This window comes from Faecalibacterium hattorii, from assembly GCF_003287455.1.
Classification (GTDB): domain Bacteria; phylum Bacillota; class Clostridia; order Oscillospirales; family Ruminococcaceae; genus Faecalibacterium; species Faecalibacterium hattorii.
On the sequence record NZ_PRLC01000012.1, the window covers coordinates 47,697 to 71,328 of the forward strand.

A 23,632-nucleotide genomic window follows, 5' to 3' on the forward strand; every position below is an offset into this window, starting at 1 on the left:
GGAACACAACGTTCTGTCAAGGGAAAAGCAAAAAATTTTTGGGGATTTTTTCACAGCGCAAAAAGGCCGCCCCACGGGAAGACCCATGGGGCGGCCTTGAAAAGAATGCTGGCTGTTACAACAGCGGGATGCCAGCCTTGGCGCAGGCTTCGCGGGTGGCTTCGTCCCAGACGCTTGCCTGAACTTCGCCGATGTGGGCGCTGCCCAGCAGCAGCATACACAGGCGGCTCTGGCCGATGCCGCCGCCGATGGTGTAAGGCAGCTCGCCGTTCAGCACGGCCTTGTGGAAGGGCAGGACCCGGCGGTCATCGCAGCCCGCCATGGTCAGTTGCTTGTCCATGCTTTCGGGGCTGACGCGGATGCCCATGCTGCTCAGCTCGTAGCTGCACTGCAGCGGCTCGTTCCAGAACAGCAGATCGCCGTTCAGATCCCAGTCGTCGTAGTCGGGGGCGCGGCCGTCGTGGGGCTTGCCGCTCTTCAGCGGGGCACCGATCTTCATCAGGAAGGTGGTGCCGTTCTCCTTGACGATGGCGTTCTCGCGCTCCTTCGGGGTCAGGTCCGGGTACTTGTCCTCCAGCTCCTGCGTGGTGATGAAGGTCACGTTGGGGGTGTGCAGGGGCAGGTCCTGCAGCTGGGGGAACATAGCGTGGAGGTTCATCTCGGTGGCGCAGACCGCCGACACGATGGACCGCACCACATTCTTCAGGTAAGCCTCGTTGCGGTCCTCCTCCCGGATGACCTTTTCCCAGTCCCACTGGTCCACATAGACGGAGTGGAGGTTATCCAGCTCCTCGTCGCGGCGGATGGCGTTCATGTCGCAGTACAGGCCCTTGCCCACCCGGAAGCCGTAGTCCTTCAGGGCCTTGCGCTTCCACTTGGCCAGCGACTGCACCACCTGTGCTTCGGTGCCGCTGTCCTTGATGTCGAAGGTGACTTTCCGCTCGACGCCGTTCAGGTCGTCGTTCAGGCCGGTGGACGCCTCCAGAAACAGCGGCGCGGACACGCGGTAGAGGTTCAGCGTGGCGCAGAGCGTGTCTGCGAACAGCCGCTTCACCGTGCCGATGGCGCGCTGGGTGTCGTACAGGTTCAGCGCGGGTGTGTAGTTTGCCGGAATGATGGTTTTACTCATGGCAGTTTACCCCTCTCTTGCCGCTCCCCGCCGCCGAATCACGGCACCGGAACGGCTTTCCCTTTATTACAGTAAATTATGACACAACTTCGGGGAGATGTAAAGGGGCGGAAAGAAAAAAGCCGCGCTCAGGCTGTAGAGCAGTGTCAAACTGCTTGACTTCCGGTGCGGCGGCCATTATAATAAATCTGTATCAGAACAAATGCGTTGATCCGGGCAGAGTAGCGCAGGGAACGTCTGCACAGAGAGAATGGGCCGTTGGCTGGGAGCCTGTTTGCAGAGGGGTGCGTGAAGTGCGCCCGGAGAGCACACTGCGGGAAGGATAGTATCGCAGTGCGGCCGCCGCCGTTACCGGCTTTGAGCGACAAACAGAAGTGGAACCGCGATTTTGAACGAAAACCGCCTTCGGAGTCCTTACAGCAGTAAGGATTCCGGAGGTTTTTTGCTTATCGGTTTTCGCGGAGCGAGGCTGTGAGGGTCGCGGCTTCTGTCTGCCACACAAAAGGAGAGGTTTTTATGCAGATTTTCAACACCCTGACCCGTCAGAAAGAAGAGTTCGTCCCGCAGGTGCCCGGCGAGTATCGCATCTACGTCTGCGGCCCGACCGTTTACAATTATATCCACATCGGCAATGCCCGCCCGCTGATCGTCTTCGACACCCTGCGCCGCTATCTGGAATACCGCGGCAACAAGGTCATCTATGTGTCCAACATCACCGATATCGATGATAAGCTCATCAAAAAGGGGCAGGAAGAGGGCACTTCCATGAAGAAAGTTGCCCAGCATTTTGAGGCTGAGTACCTCAAGGATGCCGCCGGCCTGAACTGCAAGAAGCCCACCGTCCAGCCCCGCGCTACCGAGCACATCCAGCAGATCCTCGATATCGTTAAGGATCTGATCGACACCGGCCACGCCTACGTCGCCAAGAACGGCGATGTCTACTTCCGCGTCAAGAGCGACCCGGAGTACGGCAAGCTGAGCCACCTGAAGCTGGACGATCTGGAGAGCGGCAACCGCGAGCTGCGCAGCCAGATGGACGATGGCCTGAAGGAAGACCCCGCCGACTTCGCCGTCTGGAAGGCCGCTAAGCCCGGCGAGCCCGCATGGGAAAGCCCCTACGGTATGGGCCGCCCCGGCTGGCACATCGAGTGCAGCGCCATGAGCCGCACCCATCTGGGCAAGACCATCGACCTGCACTGCGGCGGTCAGGACTTGATCTTCCCCCACCACGAGAACGAGATCGCACAGAGCGAGTGTGCCAACGGCTGCGAGTTCGCCCGCTACTGGATGCACAACGGTTTCATCAATGTGGATAACCAGAAGATGTCCAAGAGTCTGCACAACTTCTTCACGGTCCGCGATGTCGCCAACCTCTACGGCTACGAGCCCATCCGCTACTTCATGCTGACCGCGGGCTATCGGATGCCGCTGAACTACACCGTGGATCTCATTGAGAGCTGCAAGAACAGCTTGGAGCGCCTGTACACCTGCCGCGAGAACCTCGACTTTGCCCTGAGCAAGAGCGAGTTCGGCGCCGACGAGACCCTGAAAGCCAAGGCCGATGAGGCCCGCACCAAGTTCTGCAAGGCCATGGACGACGACCTGAACACCCCCGATGCGCTGGCTGCCGTGTTCGATCTGGTCAAGGAGATCAACACGTTGTCCGCCGCTTCCAGCAAGGAAGCGCTGGAGGCTGCTGCCAAGGCCTTCGACGAGATCACCGATGTGCTGGGCCTGATGTACAACCGCAAGAAGGACGAGGTGCCCGCCGAAGTGACCGAACTGGTCGAGAAGCGCGCCGCCGCCAAGAAGGCGAAGGACTGGGCCGCCGCTGATGCCATCCGCGCCCAGCTGACCGAAATGGGCTGGGCCGTCAAGGATACGGCACAGGGCCCGCAGTTGAGCAAGATCTAACGAGCTGAGCGAACTGCCGCGCGTCTGCGCGGCAGTTTTTATGTAAAAATCTTGAATCACTTGAATCCCGTTATTGACCGAAAGCGCAGGATGCGGTAAAATTAGGGTGGCTCGAAGCAAGATCGGGCCCGGCGGCGCTTCGCCGCACGACCGCAAATTTTGGATGCAAACAGGAGGTCTGCAAAAATGAAGACCAAAAGGATGATTTCGCTGCTGCTTGCCGTTGTTCTGACGCTGAGCGTGGCCGTTACCCCGGCGTTTGCAGCATCGGCGGGCAGCGAGCTCGCCGCCGGAAAAAGCGCAAACGTCGAAGAAACCAACGATGTCGTTTCCATCCGTCTGACTACGTCGGGCGATCTGGTTTATGGTTCCCCCTTCACCCTCAGCGTGCAGACGCGCCCCGCCGACACCCAGTATATCGGCGTGATCATTGGCATCAAGGGCGAGGCCAAGGGCTATGTGACCTTGGTGCTCTCGGATAAGATCCGCACCCTGCTCAAGATGATCCCGCTGCCGCGCAAGATGTCGGCGACCCCGGATCAGGAAGAGGAGTTCAACCTCTACGCCTACCTCAAGCAGTTGATCGACGGCAACGACGTCAGCGTGCTGCTCCGCGTGGCGGACGAGGTGGTGTCCGTGATGGACGTATTGCAGTTCTATATGCCCACCATCAAGGACTTCTCCACCGGCCTGAAGCTGGCGCTGGAGTTGATCCGCAAGTATCTGCCGGAGGGCGCCTTCAGCCGCATCTACGTCGATGAGCAGCCCACCGATTCCGGCCGCTACATCGCGGGCGCGGTGGCGCTGGAGTCCGGCGATATGAACACCGCCGGCATGGCCATGTTCCGCATCAAGCCCAAGAGCGAGGGCGTCCGCGCCTACTGGGCGCAGGAGCTTCCCGCCAGTATGACCGCGGAAGAGGTGCAGAACTACAATCTCGCCGCCGTGGTGGAGTCGGACGGGCAGGTGGTGCCGGAGGGCAAGGTGACTTACACTTACAAAAAGCCCGGCCTTTTCGGCCGCACCTACGATACCCTCCCCGCCGAACCCGGCGAGTACGTCCAGACCGCCGCCGTGGGGGGCAACTACTCCTGCGATAAGATCAGCCGGACCATCGTGATCCGGTAAACGCTCCATAAAAAAGAACGCGCCGCCGCACAGTTTTGGATGCTGTGCGGCGGCGTTTTGTGTTGTAATTCGTCGAATGATATGCTACAATAAAAATGCCGCCGAAAAGGCGGTGGATAAGGTGCTGTGTCGAAAACACAGGCGGCTGCTCTTACTGGTAGGACGCTCGTTTCATGAAAAATCATGGAAGGAACGTTATACCGAGGGGCGAGCTTATTTTTGAAGTCGAACCCCGGACTCGTGGTATAACGGGAAAGGGGGAATGTCGGATGACATTGTCTGAATTGCTGGCGCTGCTGACCCTTCTGGTCGCAGCAGCCGCGCTGATGGTCGAAGTGGCAAAAGCCGGGTTCGCCATCGCGTGGAAAGTCGCACACGACAGATCAAACGATGACAACAAGAAAAGCAAGTAACCGCCTCAGCTTCCTACACTGACGGTTGCTTGCTTTCTTTGTGCATAACATGAAACGAGCGACTGCCGGTAACGGGTAGCCGTTTGCCGACCAGCGCCTTTTCTATTTCCATTATATCCGTTTTGGACGTGTTGTCAAGAGTTTTGGGAGCGTGGTCGCTCAGATCCCCCGGAACCGCCAGCCCCAGCCCCAGCCGCCGCAGCAACAGTTGCACAGCAGGTTCAGCAGGATCATGCTCCAGCACCAGCGCATCAGGCCGCCCGGCTGGGCGTAGGTCGTCTGGGTGCGGTAGGTCTGGCCGGAGCTTTGCAGGTTGCGCAGATGCACCTGATATTCGGTGTTGCCCGGCTCCATCTGAGCGGCGCGGCGGGCGTCCTGCAGCGCCCCGATGCTGTTGCCAAGGCCCTGATTCGCCAGCGAGGAGAGGTAATACCACCGGGCTGTGCGGTTCGAAACGCCGTCCAGCACGCGGCGGGCCTCGGCGTAGCGCCGGTTCGCGATGAAGTTGCGGGCGGCCTGCAGCTCCGGAGTGTCGGTGCTGTTATAGCTGGCGCCGCTCTGCTGCTGGTAGCCGCCGAACCCGAAGCCAAAGCCGAAGGGGTCAAAGCCGAAGTCCCAGTCGCCGTCCTGCTGGGTATAGCCCTGCTGGCCGTAATTCTGCTGGAAACCGCCGTAATAGCTGCCGCCATAGCTCTGCTGGCCGTAGGGGTTGCCATAGCCGCCGCTCTGGGGGCCGGTCTCGCCCTTGGTGATGGCGTCGTAGGCGGCCTGAACTTCCTTGAAGTGTTCCTCGGCCGTGGGGTCGTTGGGGTTCAGGTCGGGGTGCCAGCGCTTGCACTTGGCACGGTACGCTTTTTTGATTTCTTCGTCGCTGGCTCCGCGCTGGATGCCCAGCACCTCATAGGGGTCTTTCATGGATCAACTTCCTCACGTCTCTACTAGGCTTTGTGCCGCCGGGCTGGGGGCACACAAACAAGATTAAGTGTACAGGACTGCGCCTGAAAAATCAAGAGAAACCGCCCAATTCAGGCGGTTTTGTGCTTCTGCTTCTCGTTTTTGCAGTTGTATTTGAGCCACACGCCCGAATACAGGATGTTTCGCAGCAGGTCCACGTCCTCCACGCAGGGCAGACGCTCGAAGCTGCGGGCGCAGTTCGAAAGCAGCAGCTCGAAAATTTCCCGCATCTCTTCCTCGTAGCCGGGGGTCTGGCTCAGGGAGCGCAAAGGGTTGTAGGCCCCCTTGCGGGTATCCTTGGCGAGGTCGTCGTAGGCGTCCAGCAGGTAGATGTACTTGCCGAGGTTGAAGCCGATGCTCCGCAGCTCCGGCGACCAGTGGTCTTCTTGGTAGTCGAAGAGTTCCGCCATCAGCTCGCCGAAGCAGCCGGATACGGCGTCGAGGTCCTCGCTGCCCTTGGCCTCATACTGGGCCAGCCGGTCCAGACAGGCGCGGATGGCACCGCACTGCCGGGGCCAGCGGGCCGCTGCGGCTTCGGTGGGGGAGGCCAGCAGCTGCTGGAACCCAAGGCCGAGGAGGCTGTGGTCGTCCTTCCACTTGTCCGCGGCGTTGTAGTAGTGGAGCGCGACGCTCAGGTCGGCGCAGTAGTCCGTGGGGGCGCTGGCTCGCCAATCCACTTTCCGGATGGGGTGGATGGGGCAGTGGCCGCTGCCGGCAGCAAGCTCGCTCTCGCCCTCGTACAGGCTGGAGAGCAGCAGGTTCAGGAAAGTCAGGTCATAGCTCAGGGTCAGCCGCCCCCGCAGCCCGTGCAGTGCGCCGATGCGGCGGCAGAGCCCGCAGTAGGCGGTGCGGTAGCGGGCCTGTGCTTCGGGGGAGAGGGCCGCCTGATTCGGGATCACATAGCCGAACATGGGTCAGCTCTTCTTGATGAACTGGGTGCCGCAGCGGGGGCAGGAGATCTGGATGCGGCCCCGGCCGCGGGGCACCCGCAGCTTCTGGTGGCACTGGGGGCAGCGGTAGTAGTGGTAGACCTTCCGGTTGGCCCACTGCTCCTTCCAGCTGCGGAACTTGCTGCCCACACGATCCTTGAGGGTGTAGAACTTGTAGTTCTCCTCCGTCCGCTTGGAGATGTTGCGGCTGAAGGTGCGGTAGTAGCAGAACACCAGCAGAGCCACACCCAGCCATGTGAACAGGCTGACCCGGCTGACGATGGCGATCAGCAGCAGCACCAGCGAAGCGATGCTCAGGAACTGGTTCAGGCCGTCGGTGCCGTAGCGGCCGATCATGAAGCGGCGAAGTTTTTCTCTCATAGTCTTACAGTCCTTTTTCCTCAAGATATCTTTAAAAGAGGACGGCCGAGGCCGTCCTGCTGTTCTTTACAAGGATAGAATATCAGCCAAACATGATAAAACTTTGAACGGAGTGCAAATCTATCATGAAAGGACGGCGTTTAACCGCGTTTGCGCACGGTGAGGGCGGCTTCGGTGTCCAGCGCACCCTCCATTTTGCAGTGGAGGACGGCCCGGCCCGCTTCGCCGGTGGTGGCGAGGTAGGTGCCCGCCATGCCGCCCCGCAGCGGCACCACGCTGGGGCCGAGGATCTTCACCGGGCCTTCGACGGAAAGCTGGACGGCCTCGCCGCAGTAGGGCAGGAGGTTGCCGTTCTGGTCGATGGCCCGGAGGCTGACGGCGGCGCAGTCCCATGTGGGGCCGTCGGTCAGCAAGGGATTCAGGACAGTGCACTCCAGCCGGACGCTCTGCACCGGCTCCTTGACCACGGTGCGGACAGCCCGGCCGTGCCAGACGGCCTCGAACCGGTAGACGCTGGAAGGGGAACCCAGCACGCCGATGTACTTGTAGTACATCCGAAGCAGGTCGTTCCAGCCAAGCCGCAGCGACAGCAGCCGGGCCCGGCTCAACGGCGAGAGGGTCAGCGCGTCCCGGCGCATCTCATTGAGGATGGCGGCCACCTGCGGGGCGGCCACGGGGTCAAGGCCCTCGTACTTTTCCAGCAGGGAGCCGACGAAGTCCTGCACCTCGATGGGCGGATGAGGCAGCGCGGCAAAGCGGCCCCGGCGGTCCGGGGTAAACTCGGCGATGAAATCGTTGCCGCGGTAGAGCCGGACGCTCTCGGCATTGGTGAACACCCAGCACGCCCCCGCAAAGCCGCCGGGGTGATCCCCCAGCGCCATGCTGGACGAAACTTCCAGCACGATGTCCGAAGGGGAGCGGGGCGTTTTCTGGCTGGCGTAGACGGCGGCGGAGAGCTTCGGGTTCCGGAACATGTCCAGCACGCCGTGGTAGCAGATGCGGTCGCCGCTGCCGAACTCCTTGTGGGTGTTGTAATCGGCCATGCACCAGCCCAGCGCCCCGGCCACGCCCGGCTGGGCGATGGCGTCGTTCAGGACGGCGGCGTGGTGCAGCGCTTGGACCAGCCGGTGCGGCTCGTCGTCAAAGGCTTTGGCCGGGAACTGCTGGCCCCCGAATTCGCTGATGAGGTAGCCTTTGCGGATGTCGGGGGTGACATTGGCTCGGTTCTCGCACCCCGGCCCCCGCCCGGCGTAGGAGTGGTCGTTGTAGGCGTAGACGTCTTCCAGAAGCTGATCCTTCCGGCGGATGTGGACCCCGGCGGTGGGGCGGGTGGGGTCGAGCCGGTGGACGGCCTCGTTGGTGCGCTTGTAGAAGGCTTCGTCGTCGGCGCTGGCGTTGACCCGCACCCCCCACAAAAAGACGCTGGGGTGGTTGCGGCACTGGCAGACCATCTCGCGGCAGTTTTGCAGCGCTTGGGCCTTCCAGCTTTCGTCCCCGATGTACTGCCAGCCCGGCATTTCGAGGAAGACGAGCAGCCCCAGCTCGTCGCACGCATCGAGGAAGGCGGGGCTCTGGGGGTAGTGGCTGGTGCGGACGGCGTTGCAGCCCAGCTGCTTTTTCAGGATGTGGGCATCAAGCTGCTGGATGCTGTCCGGCATGGCATAGCCCTGATAGGGGTAGCTCTGGTGGCGGTTCAGGCCCCGCACTTCGACCCGCTGGCCGTTGAGGTAAAGCCCGCCCGCGACGAATTGGATGGTGCGGAAGCCGAACCGGGTGGACTTTTCGTCCAGCACCCGGTCGGGCAGACCGCCGGTGCCGGGGCGGATGAGCCGCACCGTGAGGGTGTAGAGGAAGGGGTGGTCGATGCTCCACGGGTGGACGCCGTTCAGGGTGCCCACGATGGGCAGGGACAGCTCCCCGTCGTAGAGGGCGCGGCTCCCGGCGGGGCTGCGGATCTCGGCTTGGAGGGTGCAGCCCACGGTCTCACCCACGGTGGAGGTGTAGATGCGGAAATCGCCCTCAGCCTGTGCCTCTATGAAGATATCGCGCAGATAAGCGGGTTCTTTCACGTCCAGCGAGACGGCGCGGTAGATGCCGCCGTAGGTCAGGTAATCGATCTGGCCGCCGAAGGGCGGGATGTTCAGGTCCTCGCGGCTGTCGCAGCGGACGGCGAGGACGTTTTTCTCCCCCAGACGGAGGGCTTCGGTGAGATCGACTGTGAAGGCTGTGTAGCCACAGCCATGGTGGAACACCCGCCGCCCGTTGCAGAACACGGTGGCGTCGTGGGCCACGGCGTCAAAGGTGAGCAGCACGGTGCGGCCCTGCCACTCCTTCGGGGCGAAAAACTCCCGCCGGTAGCCGCAAAGGCGCTGGTAATCGTTTTCATTGCAGTAATTGTAGGGCAGCGTCTTGACCGTGTGGGGGATGCGCACGGGTTCCAGCGCAAGCTCCGGGCACTCCGGCCGCACGATGGCGGGGTCGAAGGTGGGGGTGAACAGCCAGCCGTCGTTCCAATCGTAATGTTCCATAGTCCGCCCTCCGTCGTGGTAAAAATACTTATCCTAATGCTACCACAAAGTTGTGAACGAAAAAAGCATTTATCTTATAAAATTTGTCATCGGACGGCGGGGATTCTCCGGGTGGGAGATGCCCGCGGCCTTGCCCGCTTCGATGCAGCGGAGCAGCCACGCCATATTGCGGCCCAGCTCCCGCATCACGGCGCAGCCCTCTTGGTCCTGTAAGACCTGCTCCGGGTTGGAGCCATGGACCATGGGCCAGTAGGAGCCGCTGACGAGGGGCATGTGGAAGAACTCCGGGTACTTCACCAGTTGGTCAAGGGTGGTGGTAGTACCGGCGCGGCGGGCCGAGCAGCAGATGGCGGCGGGCTTGTAGGCAAGATACTTGCCGCCCGCGTAGCTCAGCCGGTCCATAAAGCTGGTCATGTTGCCGGATGCGGAAGCGTAGTGGACCGGGGTGCCGAAGACGAAGGCGTCGGCGGTCTTGGCCTTTTCGATGGCCTCGTTGACCACGCCCCCGAAGACGCAGCCCTTGCCCGCAGCGCAGCCGCCGCAGCCGATGCAGCCGCCGACGGGCTTGGTGCCGACATTCAAAATCTCGGTATCGATGCCGGCGGCGTTCAGTTCCCCGGCGATGAGGGTCAGGGCGGTGTAGGTGCAGCCCTTCTCGTGGGGGCTGCCGTTGATGAGCAGGACATTCATAGTAACTCTCTCCTTTTGACGGTGCGCGGAGAAAAACCGCGCTCTGGGCTGATTTTAGCACATTTGCCGCCGGAGTGCAACGCAACCCTTGACAAAGTGCGGTGTCTTGACAATAATATAAAGATACACAAACGGATGCAAAAAGGAGGCAACCACATGCGAGTCATTGCAGGAGACGCACGGGGCAGACGGCTGGAGGCCCTGCCCGGCACCGATATCACCCGCCCCACCCTCGATCAGGTCAAGGAGGCGATGTTCAGCATCGTCCAGTTCGACCTGCCCGGTGCACGGGTGCTGGACCTGTACGCCGGAAGCGGCCAGCTGGGCATCGAAGCTCTTTCCCGCGGGGCAGCGCGGTGCGTGTTCTTGGACGAGAATCGCGAGGCCGTGAACATCGTGATGAAGAACTGCAAGACCTGCGGCGTGTTCGACTGCAGCCGGGTCAACATCGGCGAGGCGGCGCGGTATCTTTCCGCGTGCCATGAGCAGTTCGACCTCGTTCTGTTGGACCCGCCGTTCCGCGGTGGTACGCTGGAAAAGATCCTTCCCAGCGTGGACAAGGTGGTGGCCCCCGGCGGCATCGTCCTGTGCGAGAGCGAGACAGGCCTTGTGCTGCCCGCCGAGGCTGGGGAGCTGACCTTGAAGAAACAGTATAAATACGGCAAGGTGCTGCTGTGGAAATATGCAAAGCCCATGCAGCCCGCCGGAGAGGAAGATGCGGAATGAACGTAAACGAGCTTTTGGATACCATTGAGGACGCTCTCGAAGAGAGCGCCGGGATGCCCCTTTCGGGCGGCAAGCGGATCGTGGACGTGGAGCAGATCCGGGATTATCTGGACGAGATCCGCCAGAATCTACCGGTGGAGCTGCGTCAGGCACAGTCCATCGTCAGCGACCGTGCCCAGCTCATCGATTCGGCCAACGCACAGGCACAGGCCATCGTGAAAAAGGCCGAGGAGCGGGCCCGCATCCTCGTCAGCGAGGCCGAGATCGTCAAGGCGGCCCAGCAGCGCGCGTCGGAGATCGTCTCCGCCGCCCAGACCGAGGCCCGCACCGTCCGCCAGACCGTGACCGACTACTGTGATAATATGCTCAAGACCACCGAAGAGACCATGGCCGAGAACGCCGCACAGGTGAAAAGTGTGCGTGCAAACCTCCGCCAGAGCCCCCGCAAACCCATGTAATTGGGCCCCTGCGGAGTTTGTCAAAAAAACAGGACGTCCCCCGCAAGCAAAGTACACGGCTTGCAGGGGATTTTTTTGGTGATTTTTGAGGAAAAAGCACCGCCAAAAGCCTTGCATTCGCACACGGGTTTTGTTAAAATAAAATTGAATCCGAAAAGGTGCTTGGGGCAGTGTGCCCCTCAGGGCGCCCGGCGGGGTCTGAAAAATGAAAAAATGACGGCTCACCGCACAGGATGAAGGACTGAAACAACAGAAAGGAGGCTGGGCCCTATGGAAAACGAACAACACGGACAAGCCTTTGACCCGGCCTCGTTTGAGCATGTGCCCGTACTGCTGAACGAGTGCCTCGACGGCCTTGCCATCGACCCGGCGGGCATATACCTCGACGGCACCGCCGGAGGGGCGGGCCATTCCCGCCAGATCGCGCTCCGTCTGGACGCAGAAAAGGGCGGGCGGCTCATTTCCCTCGATCAGGACCCCGACGCGGTGCAGACGGCCCGCGCAAGGCTGGCCGGGCTCCCCGCCACGGTGGTGCAGATCAACTTCCGCTGTGCGGGACAAGCCCTTGAACGATTGGGCATCGAGCGGATCAACGGGGCGCTGCTGGACCTCGGCGTATCCAGTCATCAACTGGACGACGCGGCCAGAGGCTTTTCCTACCGGGCGGACGCGCCGCTGGATATGCGGATGAGCCAAGAGGGCGAGACCGCCGCCGACCTCGTGAACACTGAGAGCCGGGAGGAGCTGGCCCGCATCCTGAAGGATTACGGCGAAGAGCCTTTTGCTTGGCAGATCGCGGGGAAGATCGTGGAGGCGCGGGAAACATCCCCCATCGAGACGACCTTGCAGCTGGCCGACATCGTGGCCAGCGCCATGCCCGCCGCCGAGCGCCGCAAGAACAAGAACCCTTCCCGCCGCACCTTCCAAGCGCTGCGCATTGCGGTCAATCACGAGCTGGACGCGCTGGAAGAGGGCATGGACACCATTTTTGAGCATCTGGCACCGGGCGGACGCTTCTGCATCATCACCTTCCACTCCCTTGAGGACCGGCTGGTGAAAAACAAGTTCCGCCGCTGGTCCACCGCCTGCACCTGCCCGCCGGAGTTCCCGGTCTGCGTCTGCGGCGGCAAGGCCAAGGCCAAGCTCATCACCCGCAAACCCATCGAAGCCAATACGCAGGAGTTGGAAGAGAACCGGCGCAGCCGGTCCGCACACCTCCGCGTTCTTGAAAAACTGTAACACCACCGCGGAGAATCAGTGAGGAGGAGAGTACCATGGGTCAGGCAGCATATGATATGACAGAGGTGCGCCGCAGAAGAGCGCCTCAGACGCAGCGCAAAGTTCCGCTGCGGGTAGAAAAGGGCGGCAAGCCCCGGCTGAATCCGGTGCGGGCCGCTATGCAGCACGCGCTGCAGCTGCTTTCGGCGGCGCTGCTGGTGGGCTTTGCGGTCAGCTTGCTGTGGAGCGAGTCGCAGTTGGTGGAGCTGAACAGCCAGATCCAGAACGCCAAGGCTGACCTCGTGAGCACCCAGAGCCAGTACACCTACTACAACAGCGCACTGAACAACCGGACGAACATCACCAGCGTGGAAGAGACGGCCACCCGCCTCGGCCTGATGAAGATCGACCAGAGCCAGATCACCTACATCCGTCTGGACGGGGGCAGCGTCCTCGTCCGCAAGGAGTCCGCTGTGCGGCAGTGGACCGACCTGCTGCACGACGGCGCGATGATGATCATGGGCAGCGTGAACCGCGCAAACTAAAATAAAACAGGAAAAGCGTGCGGCAGCGCACGCTTTTTCGGTTTCTCAGGAGTAAGACAAGCAATGCAGGAACCATCCTCCAAGCCCAAGAAGGGCCTTTACCGGCTGCGCCGCACCGACCCGCATGAACGCCTTAACGCAAGGCTGCGGCATTTCAGCTTCGTGGCCGCCGTGCTTTTCGTGCTGGCGGCAGCGGGCATCGTCATCCACAGCCTGTACAACATCCAGATCCGGAACGGCGCCACCTTCCGCCAGTATGCGGCCCAGCAGCAATTGCTGGACAGCACCATTCAGGCCACCCGCGGTGAAATTTACGATACCTCCGGCATCACGCTGGCGTCCACCAGCGTGGTCTGGACCATCTGGGCTGACCCCAGCTACAGCACGGCCCTGTTCACCAGCACCAAGAACGACGACACCGGCGGGGTGGCCAAGACCGCCGACCCGGCGGCATTGCAGGAAGTGAGCACCCAGCTCACCCTGCGGCTGCTCTCCGGCGACGGCGAGAGTCTGGACAGCGTGGACACCTCCTCCGAGGCGTACCAGACCCAGTACCAGACCGTGTACGATGCCCTTTCCAAGAGCGACTCGGCCTATCAGACGCTGGCCACCAAGGTGAACAACGCCATCAAGCTGTCCATCGAGAAGTACGTCACCGAGTACAACAAGACCCACAAGAAGGCGGACGCCGAACAGGGCATCCGCAAAGGGCGCATCTCCGTTTCCTCCACCAAGAGCTTCCAGCGGGATTACCCCTACGGCGCGTTTGCCGCGTCGGTGCTGGGCTTCTGCGATGCGGACGGCTACGGCACCTACGGCCTTGAAAAATCCTACGAGTCCACGCTGGCGGGCGTCAACGGCCGCACCATCACCCTGCGCAACGCCTACGGCAACGCCATCGCGGACGAAAACGCCACCACCTACGCCGCGAAGGACGGCTCGAACCTCGTCCTTTCGCTGGATGTGAACGTGCAGGAAGTGGTGGAACGCTACCTGAACGAAGCCATCGCGGCCAACAATGTGGAGAACCGCGGCGCGGCCATCGTCATGAACGTCAAGACCGGTGCCATCCTCGCCATGGCCTCGAAGCCTGATTTCGACCCCAACGACCCGCTGAACTACACCACCAACGAGGCCTACCTGAACGAGCTGGTCCACGCGGAACCGGAACTCTACGGCGTCTACCTCAAGAATGAAGACGGCAGCTACGTCACCGATGCTAACGGCAACAAAGTTCTTGACCCGGAGGGCGATTACTCCGGCTACTACCGCGACATCCAGTGGAAGAACAAGACCATCACCGAGCTGTACTACCCCGGAAGCGTCTTCAAGGTCATCACGGCGGCCATGGGTGTGGACTCCGGCAAGGCGACCTTCAACACCACCCTGAACTGCTCCGGCGCTTATGGCGTCGCCAAGGAGACCTACCACTGCGCGGGCAAAAAGGCCCATGGTGTGCAGAATCTGGCCGAGGCCCTGCGGAACAGCTGCAACATCTACTTCATCCAGTTGGGCCAGCGGATTGGCTCCAGCCTGTTCTACGATTACTTCGACGCCTTCGGCTTTACCGAGCGGACCGGCGTGGACCTGCCCAACGAGACCAGCTTCATGCAGTATTACAGCAAGAGCCGCTTGGGCGAAGTGGAGCTGGCCTCCTCGGCCTTCGGTCAGGCCATGGCGGTGACCCCGCTGCAGGTCTGCACCGCCATCTCGGCAGCCGTCAACGGCGGCTACCTCGTGACCCCGCATGTGGTGGATAAGATCACCGACCAGAACGGCAACGTCATCGAGGAAGTCGGCGCGAACGTCCGCCGTCAGGTCATCAGCGAGAGCGCCAGCGAGACCATCCGGCAGATCATGGAATACGAGGTGGCCGATGGCACGCAGGGCGGCGGCGGCCGCGCCTATGTGGCGGGCTACCGCATCGGCGGCAAGTCCGGCACGTCCGAGCAGCTGAACATGGACCGCCGCAGCGACGGCGATTACAAGAAGGTCGCTTCCTTCGCCGCCGTGCTGCCCGCCAACGACCCGGAGATCCTCGTCTACGTTATGCTGGACGACCCCAACAACGCCAAGACGGACTACTCGTCCATTCTGGCCGCGCCTGTCGTCGGCAACATCATCAGCGAGATCGCGCCCTATCTTGGCATCGCCACCGACGGCACCGACCGCAGCAGCACCATGGTCAAGGTGCCGAACCTTGTGGGCAACGAGTGGAGCAACGCGCAGGTCTCGCTGAACATCAAGGGCCTGAAGCACCAGCTGGCCGAGAGCGATTCCGGCCAGACCGGCGCGGTGGTCACCTACCAGTACCCCCGTGCGGGGGCAGAGGTGGCCTATGGCACGACCATCTACCTGTATACGGATACATACGAGGGCAAACACACGGAGGTGCCGGACGTTTCGGGCAAGAGCGCGGATTTTGCCCGGCAGATGCTGGCGGCGGCGGGCCTGAACTGCGTGGTGGAAGGGGACGGAAACGGCCTTGTCCAAGCGCAGAGTGAGGCCGCCGGTTCCAGCGTCCAGCGCGGCACCATCGTGACCATTACCTGCGGGTAACGCCTTCTCAGGCATCTCGCGTGTGAGACGATCGAGCAATATTGGAAAAAGGGGATAGGGTATTTATGGAACGTATCAAAGCAAGTGTGCTGCTGCACGGCCTTGTGCCGGACAGCATGATGTTCGGGGAGGCGGAAGTCTCCCTCGTGACCACCGACAGCCGCGAGGTGCGCCCCGGCTGCATCTTCGTGGCCTTTCCGGGGGAAAGGTTCGACGGCCACGACTTCGCGGCCAAGGCGCTGGAAGAAGGGGCCCTCTGCGTGGTGGTGAACCATCCGGTCGAGGGCGTCCCGGCGGAAAAGGCCGTCCTCTGCCCGGACAGCTACCACGCCATGATGGTGCTGGGCGCGAACTACCGCAGCCAGTTCCACCCCAAGGTGGTGGGCGTGACCGGCAGCGTGGGCAAGACCACCACCAAGCAGATGTGCTACGCCGCCATCGAGGGCTTCGGGAATACCATCAAGACCGAGGGCAACCAGAACAATGAGCTGGGTCTGCCCCGCACCATGTTCCGCATCGGCAGGGATACCGAGTACGCCGTGGTGGAGATGGGCATGAGCCACCGGGGCGAGATCGAGCGGCTGAGCCGGTGCGCCCGCCCAGATGTGGGCATCATCACCTGCATCGGCGTGTCCCACATCGGCAACTTGGGCAGTCAGGAGAACATCTGCAAGGCGAAGCTGGAGATTTGCGCCGGTCTGCCGGAGGGGGCCCCCCTCGTGCTGAACGGCGACGACCCCTTCCTGCGGAAAGCGAAGCTGCCGGAGCACATCCGGCCCGTCTGGTTCAGTCTCGGCGACGAGAGCGCGGATGTCTGCGCCCTGTCCATCCAGCAGGAGGCCGACGGCATGAGCTTCGTGCTGGAAGACCACGAAGAGGGGACTTTCCTCGTGAAGATCCCCGCCATGGGCCGCCACAACGTCGCCAACGCCTTGGCTGCCTACTGCGCCGCCACCCGGCTGGGGCTGGACGCCCGGAAGGTCGTCCGGGGCATCGGCAATTTTGAGCAGACCGGTATGCGCCAGAAGGTCGTCCACAGCAAGGGCATCGATGTCATCGAGGACTGCTACAACGCCAACCCCGACAGCATGAAGGCCGCGCTGGCCATGTTCAAGGAGTACCCCTGCAAGCGCCGGTTCGCGCTGCTGGGCGATATGCTGGAACTGGGCGACTTGAGCCGGGAAGCCCACGAAGAGGTGGGCCGGGAAGCTGCGGAAAGCGGCCTCGATACCCTTATCACCTATGGCGAACAGGCCAAGCGCATCGCCGTTGTGGCGGCGGCCAAGGGCCTGACCACCCTGCACGCCAATACCTACCGCGAAGCCGCCGATGCGCTGCTCAAGCTGATGCAGCCCGGCGACGCGCTGCTGGTCAAGGCCAGCCGCGGCATGGCGCTGGAAAAGGTGCTGGAACTCTTCTACAAGGAGCAGCCGTGATATGATCCGTTTCGCCTTGATCGTCGCTTCGACGCTGGGGTTCCTCCTCACGGCGGCGATGGGGAACCTGATGGTGCCGCTGCTGCGATCCCTCCAAAACCGGAACCGCCCGGCCCAGACGCAGCAAGCGCCGGGACCCGATAGACCGGAAAACGCGGATCCGGAGCTGGAACGCCCGGCCCAGCCGCCCACCATGGGAGGTCTCTGCCTGATGGTAGGGGTGCTGGCCGCTGTAGGCGTGGGCTGGACCGCCGCCTGTGTGGCCGAGCCGCAGCTGCTGGGTGCGGAGGGGCTGCTCTCCACCCGGCTGCTCATCGCCCTGTTCGGGGCGCTGCTCTTCGGCGGCGTGGGGCTGGCCGATGATATCGCCCGCATCCGCCGCCGCTCCCCGCTGGGGCTGCGCCGGGGCACCCGGCTGCTGCTGGAAGCGGGGGCCGGGGCTGTGGTGCTGGTCCTGCTGGGGGCCAACGGCTGCCTTGCGGGCGGCATGGCCCTGCCGGGGGCCGGGTACGTGGGGCTTGGCGTGCTGGCCCCGCTGCTGTGGGAAGCGGATCTCGTGGCCTTGGCCGAGAGTGTCCGCATCACGGACGAGATGGACGGCCTTTGCTGCGGTACAGCCTTTGCGGCCATGCTGGGGCTGATGCTCTGCATGACCGTCCTCGGCTGGTTCCCGCTGGCCGTTCTCCCGGCGGCGCTGGCCGGCGCGCTGATGGCTTTCCTGCTCTGGAACTTCCCGCCTGCAAAGCTGCGGCTTGGCAGCGTGGGCAGCTTGTTCTTGGCCGGTGCGCTGGGCTGCATCCCGCTGTGCATCGGCTGGCCCGACCTCGCTCTGCCGCTGGGGCTGCCCTACTGGCTGGAGGGCGGGATGGTGTTCTTACAGATCGTGATCTACAAGCTCTCCCACGGGCGGAAGCAGCTCTTCCGCACCGCGCCGCTCCATCGCTGGATGGAAGTGCGGGGCAGCGGCAGCGTACAAATTTTCTATGCGTTCTGCGCAGCGGCCCTGCTGGGCGCGGCGCTGGCCCTGCAATGGGCAAAAATCAGTTGAGGAGGTGCTGCACATGGCAACCGTCCGCCGAAAAAGAACCGAGCCGTTTTCCCTTCTGCAGCGGGACCCCGGCCCGTGGTCGCCGCTTCTGCTGTACTGGCTGGCGACCTTGGGCATCATCGTGGTGTTCGGCCTCGTGATGCTCTACAGTGCAAGCTATACCACCGGCTATCTCCGCTTTGGGGACAGCCTCCATTACATCAAATCGCAGGTGCTCTGCCTCGGCCTTGGGCTGCTGGTGATGATCGCCTTTTCCTATGTGGATCACCGCTTTCTGCGCAAAATGGTCTGGCCGGGGTACATCGTCTGCCTTGTGCTGCTGGTGCTGGTACTGTTCAGCACGCCGCTGAACGGCTGCCGCCGCTGGCTGCGCATCGCGGGGCAGACGGTGCAGGTCTCCGAGATCGCAAAGTTTGAAATGATCCTGCTCACGGCCCACCTTGCGGCCAAGGCCCCGAAGCTGGAAAAGCTGGACCCCAGCCGCAGCGGCCGGGTGCCGGTGAGGGTGTGGCTCCAGCAGCGGCTGGTGCGGGAGCTGATCCTGCCCCTGCTGCCGCTGGTGCTCGTGGTGGCGCTGCTCATCATGGAACCCCACATGTCCGGCATCGTGCTGACCACCGCCATGGTGGGCACCATCCTGCTGCTGGGCGGCAACGGCGGCATCATCACATGGGTGGGCGGAGCCGCCGGTGTGCTGCTGCTGGAAACGGTGCTGCAGCACATCGACTCCATCCCCTACCTGCAAAGCCGCCTCGACGGCTGGACGCAGGACCTGACCAAGATGACCGACCAGACGCTGCAGAGCCTTTACGCCATTGGCTCCGGCGGCGTGACCGGCCTCGGCCTTGGCAACAGCATCGAAAAGCAGCTCTGGCTGCCCGAAAGCACCAACGACTTCATCTTCAGCGTCGTCTGCGAGGAGCTGGGCTTCGTGGGGGCGGTGCTGGTCATCCTGCTGTTCGTGCTCTTCCTCGTGCAGGGGTTCTGGCTGGCTTTCCACGCTGAGAACCGGTTCTGCACGCTGGTGGGCATCGGCATCATGGCCCAGATCGCGTGGCAGGTGTTCTGCAACATCGCGGTCGTGACCAACACCCTGCCCAACACCGGCATCTCGCTACCCTTCTTCTCCTCCGGCGGCACCAGCCTGATCTTGCTGCTGGCCGAGATGGGCGTCATGGTCAACATTGGCCGCAACGGCGAGCGGGTCCGGCAGGAACGCCGCCGCGCCCACGAGGAGCAGGAGGCCCGCCGGAAGGAAAAGACCATCGATCTAGCATCCGCGCGGAAAGCGCGGGCCGAATCATAAGGAGGAACCAAGATGCGTGTTCTGATCGCAGCCGGCGGCACGGCCGGCCATATCAACCCCGCGCTGGCCGTTGCCGGTGCACTGAAAAAAGCAGACCCCAGCGCCGAGATCCACTTCGCGGGCCGGAAAGAGGGAATGGAATACCGGCTGGTGACCCAAGCGGGCTACCCCTTCCACCACATCGAGATCACCGGCTTCCAGCGGAAGCTCTCGCTCCATAACATCAAGCGGAACCTCATCACCCTGTGGAATCTGGCCCTGTCCGGCCCGGTGGCCAAGAAGATGATGCGGGACATCCAGCCCGACCTCGTCATCGGCTGCGGCGGTTACGTCTCCGGCCCGGTGGTGCGCTGCGCCGCCAAGATGGGCATCAAGACCGCTCTGCACGAGCAGAACGCCTTCCCCGGCGTGACCAATAAGCTGCTGGCCCCGGACGTGGACATCGTCTTTGCCGCTGTGCCCGCCGCCGTGGAGAAGCTGGGTGCCCCCGAAAAGACCATCGTGGTGGGCAACCCGGTGCGGCCGGAGGTCTTCACGCAGGCCAAGAACCGGGACGCCATCCGCGCTGAGCTGGGGGCAGGGGACCGGACGGTCATCCTCTCCTTCGGCGGCAGTCTGGGTGCCCGCCGCGTCAACGAGGTGGTGGCCGACCTCTGCGCATGGGAACAGAAGAACCAAAAGCCCGTGCTGCACCTCCACGCCACCGGCCAGTACGGCGTGGAGCTGTTCCAGAACCTTGAAAAGGAAAAGGGCTTCGCCCCCGGCGACAGCCTCGTGGTGAAGGAATACATCAACAACATGCCGGAGCTGCTGGCGGCGGCGGACCTCGTCATCAGCCGCGCCGGTGCCCTGACGCTGGCCGAGCTGGAGGCCGTGGGCCGCGCGGCGGTCCTCATCCCCAGTCCCAACGTGGCCGAAAACCATCAGTATTATAACGCGCTGGAATTACAAAAAGCCGGGGCTGCGGTGGTCATTGAGGAAAAGGATCTGACCGGCGAGAAGCTGGTCTCCACCGTGTCCGAGCTGCTGGCCGAGCCCGGCAAGCTGGCCGCCATGGGCCAGAACGCCCGGGAGCTCTCGGTGGACGACAGCCTCGACCGCATTGCCGATGCGCTGCTGAAGCTCGTCAAGACCCCGTAAGAGAAGCGAAAATCCAAAGGAAAGGAGGTGCGGCCCAATGACAGAAAACCGAAACCGCCGCCGCAAAAAGCGCCCGGCCTACGATCAGGCCAAGGACGCCCAGCGCCGCCGGAGTGCAAACGGGGTGCGCAGCCAGAACAGCAGCCATCCCATCACCAACCCGAACTTCGACCCTGACGCCCCCCGGCCCAGCCGGTACACCGAGCGCAGCGTAGATTATGGCAGCGGCTACCCGGACAACAGCATCCAGTTCCCCACCGGAGGCCGCCCCGCCCAGAATCAAAATCGAAACCAAAACCGCGATCCGAACCGCCGCCCGCAGAACGGCCGAAATCAGAATGGGCGGGCCGGGCAGCGCCCCCGCAGCAGCCGGAATGCCGCCCGCACCGGCCAGAGCCGCCCCCAGAGCCGGAACCCCCAGCCGGGGCGGAATCCCCAGCGGCTCCGCCCCACCGAGGCGAACCTGCGGGACCCCGTCCGCCGGGAGGGCAAAAAGAAGCGGAAGCTCACCCGGAAGGTGCTGCGCCGCCGCCGCATCATCCGGCGGCTGACCGCGCTGGCCATGCTGCTCTGCGTCATTGCGGCGGGCATCTACCTCACCGTGACCATGCTGTTCAAGATCAGCGCCATTCAGGTGCGGACGGCGGACGGTGTGGTGAGCGAGGCGGGGGGCTATTCCAGCGAGCAGATCGTTCAGGCGCTGGGCGTCAACCTCGAAGAGAACATCTTCAGCTTTGACCCCGCGTCCAAGGCCGCCGCGCTGGAACAGGTCTTCCCCATGCTGGAGAATATCCGGGTGGAGCGGGACTACCCCGGCACCGTGGTCATTCAGGTGACCGAGGCCCAGCCCGCTTACACCATGCAGACGTCGGGCGGGTGGCTGACCCTCTCGGCCAGCCTGAAGATCCTCTCCTCCGATGGGGCGCAGCCCGCCGGTCTGCCCACCCTCTACGGCGGCGAACCGGTGAGCCAGACCCCCGGCACCCAGCTCAGCTTTGAGCAGCCCGCCCCCGCCAGCAGCGCTGCGTCGGACAGCGCCGCGTCGGACAGCGCTTCCGGCACCGCCGAAGAGGCGGGCGACAAGCGGCTGGACTCCCTCAACACCCTGCTGGCGGCGCTGGATGCCCTAGGGATGCGCGGCGACGTGACCCGCATTGAGTTCGCCGACCCGGAGGAGATGTCGTTTTTGTATCAGGATCGGATCAGCGTCCTGCTGGGCACGTTGAACGAGCTGGACTACAAGCTCAAACTGGCCCAGCATGTGCTGCTGAATGCGGACGGCAGCGGCTGCGCGGCCACCGACACCGGCACGCTGGACTTCACCCACATCAGCATGTCCTCCACCCGCAAATTCACCTTTGCGCAGGGCGAGCCGAAGCTGCCATCGGGCTATGTGATCCCGGAACCGGCAGCAGAGGACACCGCAGCGGACGATGCCGCCCCGGCAGAGGAGACCGCTGCATCGGAGGGCGATGCTGCGGCGGAGCCCCCCGCCGACGGAGCTGCTGAACAGGCCGTCCCCGAAGCCGAAACTTCCGCAGAAGCAGACCCCGCCCCCGCCGCACAGGAACCGGCGGGCACCGGGGCCGCAAACTGACAAAAAAGCGAGGTTCATCTATGAAACTGGAACAATTGATGGAAGGGGTCCCCTTTACTCTCGTGCAGGGCAGTATGGAGACCGAAGTGACCGATATCATCTATGACAGCCGCAAGGCCGCACCGGGCCTTGCCTTCGTCTGCATCGTGGGCACCCAGCGGGACAGCCACGAGTTCGCCGCCGACTGCGCCGCCAAAGGCGTCAGCGTGCTGGTCATCCAGCATGACATCGACCTGTCCGCCGTGCCGGAGGCCACCGTCGTCAAGGTGGAGAGCAGCCGCTATGCCATGGCCCTGATGAGCTGCAACCTCTTCGGCAACCCGGCCAAGCAGATGACCATGATCGGCGTCACCGGCACCAAGGGCAAGACCACCACCACCCACATGATCAAGAGCGTGCTGGAAGCCGCGGGCAAAAAGGTGGGCATGATCGGCACCAACGGCATCTATTTCATGGGTCGCCATCAGGAGACCGCCAACACCACCCCCGAAAGCTACGAGCTGCAGAAGACCTTCCGCCAGTTCCTCGATGCGGGCTGCGATGTGGCCCTGATGGAGGTGTCCAGCCAAGGCCTGATGATGGACCGTGTGGCTGGCATCCACTACGACATCGGCGTCTTCACCAACCTCTCGCCCGACCACATCGGCCCCGGCGAGCACAAGACCTTTGAGGAGTACCGCAGCTGGAAGGGCCAGCTGTTCAAGCGGTGCGATGTGGGCGTCGTGAACATCGACGACGAGAACACCGAAGCCCTGCTGGAGGGCCATACCTGCAAGCTGGTGACCTATGGCCGCAGCGAAGCCGCCGACTACCGCGCCGAGGGCTGTGAGCTGCTCCGCACCCACGATTTTCTGGGTGTGGCCTTCCATGTCTCCGGCAGGGACAATATGGATGTGAAGGTGAACATGCCCGGCGAGTTCAGCGTCTACAACGCGCTGGCCGCCTTGACCGTGGGCAAGGTGCTGGGTCTGCCCGACGCCGCCATCCACGAGGGCCTCGGCAAGTGCGTGGTCAAGGGCCGGGTGGAGCTGGTGCCCATCAGCAAGAAGTTCACCATCCTGCTGGACTACGCCCACAACGAAGTCTCCACCGAGAGTCTGCTCACCACCCTGCGGGCCTACAAGCCGCACCGGCTGGTGGTGGTGTTCGGCTGCGGCGGCAACCGCTCCAAGCTGCGCCGCTACGGCATGGGCGAGATCTGCGCCAAGATGGCGGATCTCTCCATCCTCACCGAGGACAACAACCGCTTTGAGAAGATCGAGGACATTCTCGCCGACATCCGGGTGGGCATGAACAAGGGCAACCCGGACGCCAAGTTCGTGGAGATCCCCGACCGTCTGGACGCGCTCCACTACGCCGTGGACCACGCGCAGGAGGGCGATCTGATCGCCGTCATCGGCAAGGGCCACGAGACCTACCGCGACCGGATGGGCGTCAAGACCCCCTTCCTTGAGCGGGAGCTGCTGGAGGAATACGCCCAGCAGATCGGGTTGGAATAAGCGTTACAATAACAGCACAACGCCCCGCAGGGTT

The 23,632-nt window shown here is 63.0% G+C and carries 20 protein-coding genes; 14 read left to right on the forward strand and 6 right to left on the reverse strand.

Translation table 11 applies throughout. The annotated features are described in order from the left end of the window. Positions 1–115: 115 nt before the first annotated feature. Positions 116–1,129, reverse strand: coding sequence for an aspartate--ammonia ligase (gene asnA / locus C4N23_RS09310; protein ID WP_097839901.1), 1,014 nt, complete (start codon positions 1,127–1,129; stop codon positions 116–118). A 516-nt stretch (positions 1,130–1,645) separates the two neighbouring features. Between asnA and cysS the strand changes: the two genes are divergently transcribed. From cysS to C4N23_RS14050, 3 genes are all read left to right on the forward strand, one after another. Then, positions 1,646–3,043: a cysteine--tRNA ligase gene (gene cysS, locus C4N23_RS09315; RefSeq protein WP_112145568.1), complete on the forward strand. Its 1,398-nt coding sequence runs from the start codon at positions 1,646–1,648 to the stop codon at positions 3,041–3,043. A 186-nt stretch (positions 3,044–3,229) separates the two neighbouring features. Then, entirely contained in the window at positions 3,230–4,171 is a 942-nt protein-coding gene (locus C4N23_RS09320; protein ID WP_112145570.1) for a hypothetical protein, read from the forward strand. Positions 4,172–4,440: 269 nt separating this feature from the next. Beyond that, complete coding sequence (locus tag C4N23_RS14050) at positions 4,441–4,584, forward strand: hypothetical protein (protein ID WP_181567105.1); 144 nt, start codon at positions 4,441–4,443, stop codon at positions 4,582–4,584. Between the two features lie 159 nt (positions 4,585–4,743). Here C4N23_RS14050 and C4N23_RS09325 read toward each other — a convergent pair whose 3' ends face one another. The 5 genes from C4N23_RS09325 to C4N23_RS09345 form a co-directional block, all read right to left on the reverse strand. Next, positions 4,744–5,499: a J domain-containing protein gene (locus C4N23_RS09325; RefSeq protein ID WP_112145572.1), complete on the reverse strand. Its 756-nt coding sequence runs from the start codon at positions 5,497–5,499 to the stop codon at positions 4,744–4,746. Between the two features lie 110 nt (positions 5,500–5,609). Further along, positions 5,610–6,449, reverse strand: coding sequence for a DUF5685 family protein (locus tag C4N23_RS09330; protein WP_112145573.1), 840 nt, complete (start codon positions 6,447–6,449; stop codon positions 5,610–5,612). A gap of 3 nt (positions 6,450–6,452) precedes the next feature. Further along, a complete protein-coding gene (locus C4N23_RS09335; RefSeq protein WP_055190737.1) occupies positions 6,453–6,848 on the reverse strand; it encodes a hypothetical protein in 396 nt (131 codons plus the stop codon). Between the two features lie 140 nt (positions 6,849–6,988). After that, positions 6,989–9,376 (reverse strand): glycoside hydrolase family 2 protein, encoded by a 2,388-nt coding sequence (locus C4N23_RS09340; protein WP_112145575.1) that lies wholly within the window; start codon positions 9,374–9,376, stop codon positions 6,989–6,991. Between the two features lie 69 nt (positions 9,377–9,445). Beyond that, positions 9,446–10,066: a flavodoxin family protein gene (locus tag C4N23_RS09345; protein ID WP_112145577.1), complete on the reverse strand. Its 621-nt coding sequence runs from the start codon at positions 10,064–10,066 to the stop codon at positions 9,446–9,448. Positions 10,067–10,201: 135 nt separating this feature from the next. Here C4N23_RS09345 and rsmD point away from each other — a divergent pair, with 135 nt between their 5' ends. The 11 genes from rsmD to C4N23_RS09400 all read left to right on the forward strand — a co-directional run bounded on the left by rsmD (position 10,202) and on the right by C4N23_RS09400 (position 23,598). After that, complete coding sequence (gene rsmD, locus C4N23_RS09350; protein WP_112145579.1) at positions 10,202–10,792, forward strand: 16S rRNA (guanine(966)-N(2))-methyltransferase RsmD; 591 nt, start codon at positions 10,202–10,204, stop codon at positions 10,790–10,792. Further along, the gene (locus C4N23_RS09355; RefSeq protein WP_055190744.1) at positions 10,789–11,250 is read left to right on the forward strand and encodes an ATP synthase subunit B family protein; all 462 of its coding nucleotides are present in this window, start codon (positions 10,789–10,791) and stop codon (positions 11,248–11,250) included. The genes rsmD and C4N23_RS09355 overlap by 4 nt, the downstream gene beginning before the upstream one ends. Positions 11,251–11,520: 270 nt before the next feature. Beyond that, positions 11,521–12,489 carry a 16S rRNA (cytosine(1402)-N(4))-methyltransferase RsmH gene (gene rsmH, locus C4N23_RS09360; RefSeq protein WP_112145581.1) on the forward strand — a complete coding sequence of 323 codons (969 nt, stop codon included), beginning with the start codon at positions 11,521–11,523 and terminating at the stop codon, positions 12,487–12,489. A 35-nt stretch (positions 12,490–12,524) separates the two neighbouring features. Then, on the forward strand, positions 12,525–13,013 hold the full coding sequence (locus tag C4N23_RS09365) for a cell division protein FtsL (RefSeq protein WP_097839913.1): 489 nt from the start codon (positions 12,525–12,527) through the stop codon (positions 13,011–13,013). Between the two features lie 63 nt (positions 13,014–13,076). Beyond that, positions 13,077–15,572: a peptidoglycan D,D-transpeptidase FtsI family protein gene (locus C4N23_RS09370; protein WP_112145583.1), complete on the forward strand. Its 2,496-nt coding sequence runs from the start codon at positions 13,077–13,079 to the stop codon at positions 15,570–15,572. A 65-nt stretch (positions 15,573–15,637) separates the two neighbouring features. Further along, positions 15,638–17,008, forward strand: coding sequence for a UDP-N-acetylmuramoyl-tripeptide--D-alanyl-D-alanine ligase (locus tag C4N23_RS09375; RefSeq protein WP_112145585.1), 1,371 nt, complete (start codon positions 15,638–15,640; stop codon positions 17,006–17,008). A gap of 1 nt (position 17,009) precedes the next feature. Beyond that, the gene (locus C4N23_RS09380; RefSeq protein WP_112145588.1) at positions 17,010–18,056 is read left to right on the forward strand and encodes an MraY family glycosyltransferase; all 1,047 of its coding nucleotides are present in this window, start codon (positions 17,010–17,012) and stop codon (positions 18,054–18,056) included. 13 nt (positions 18,057–18,069) lie between these two features. After that, positions 18,070–19,362, forward strand: a complete 1,293-nt coding sequence (locus C4N23_RS09385) for an FtsW/RodA/SpoVE family cell cycle protein (RefSeq protein ID WP_112145590.1) — start codon at positions 18,070–18,072, stop codon at positions 19,360–19,362. Positions 19,363–19,374: 12 nt separating this feature from the next. Continuing rightward, positions 19,375–20,502 carry an undecaprenyldiphospho-muramoylpentapeptide beta-N-acetylglucosaminyltransferase gene (murG, locus tag C4N23_RS09390; RefSeq protein WP_112145592.1) on the forward strand — a complete coding sequence of 376 codons (1,128 nt, stop codon included), beginning with the start codon at positions 19,375–19,377 and terminating at the stop codon, positions 20,500–20,502. Positions 20,503–20,539: 37 nt separating this feature from the next. After that, the gene (locus tag C4N23_RS09395) at positions 20,540–22,099 is read left to right on the forward strand and encodes a cell division protein FtsQ/DivIB (protein WP_112145594.1); all 1,560 of its coding nucleotides are present in this window, start codon (positions 20,540–20,542) and stop codon (positions 22,097–22,099) included. 20 nt (positions 22,100–22,119) lie between these two features. Continuing rightward, positions 22,120–23,598 carry a UDP-N-acetylmuramoyl-L-alanyl-D-glutamate--2,6-diaminopimelate ligase gene (locus C4N23_RS09400; RefSeq protein ID WP_112145596.1) on the forward strand — a complete coding sequence of 493 codons (1,479 nt, stop codon included), beginning with the start codon at positions 22,120–22,122 and terminating at the stop codon, positions 23,596–23,598. Positions 23,599–23,632: the final 34 nt, after the last annotated feature.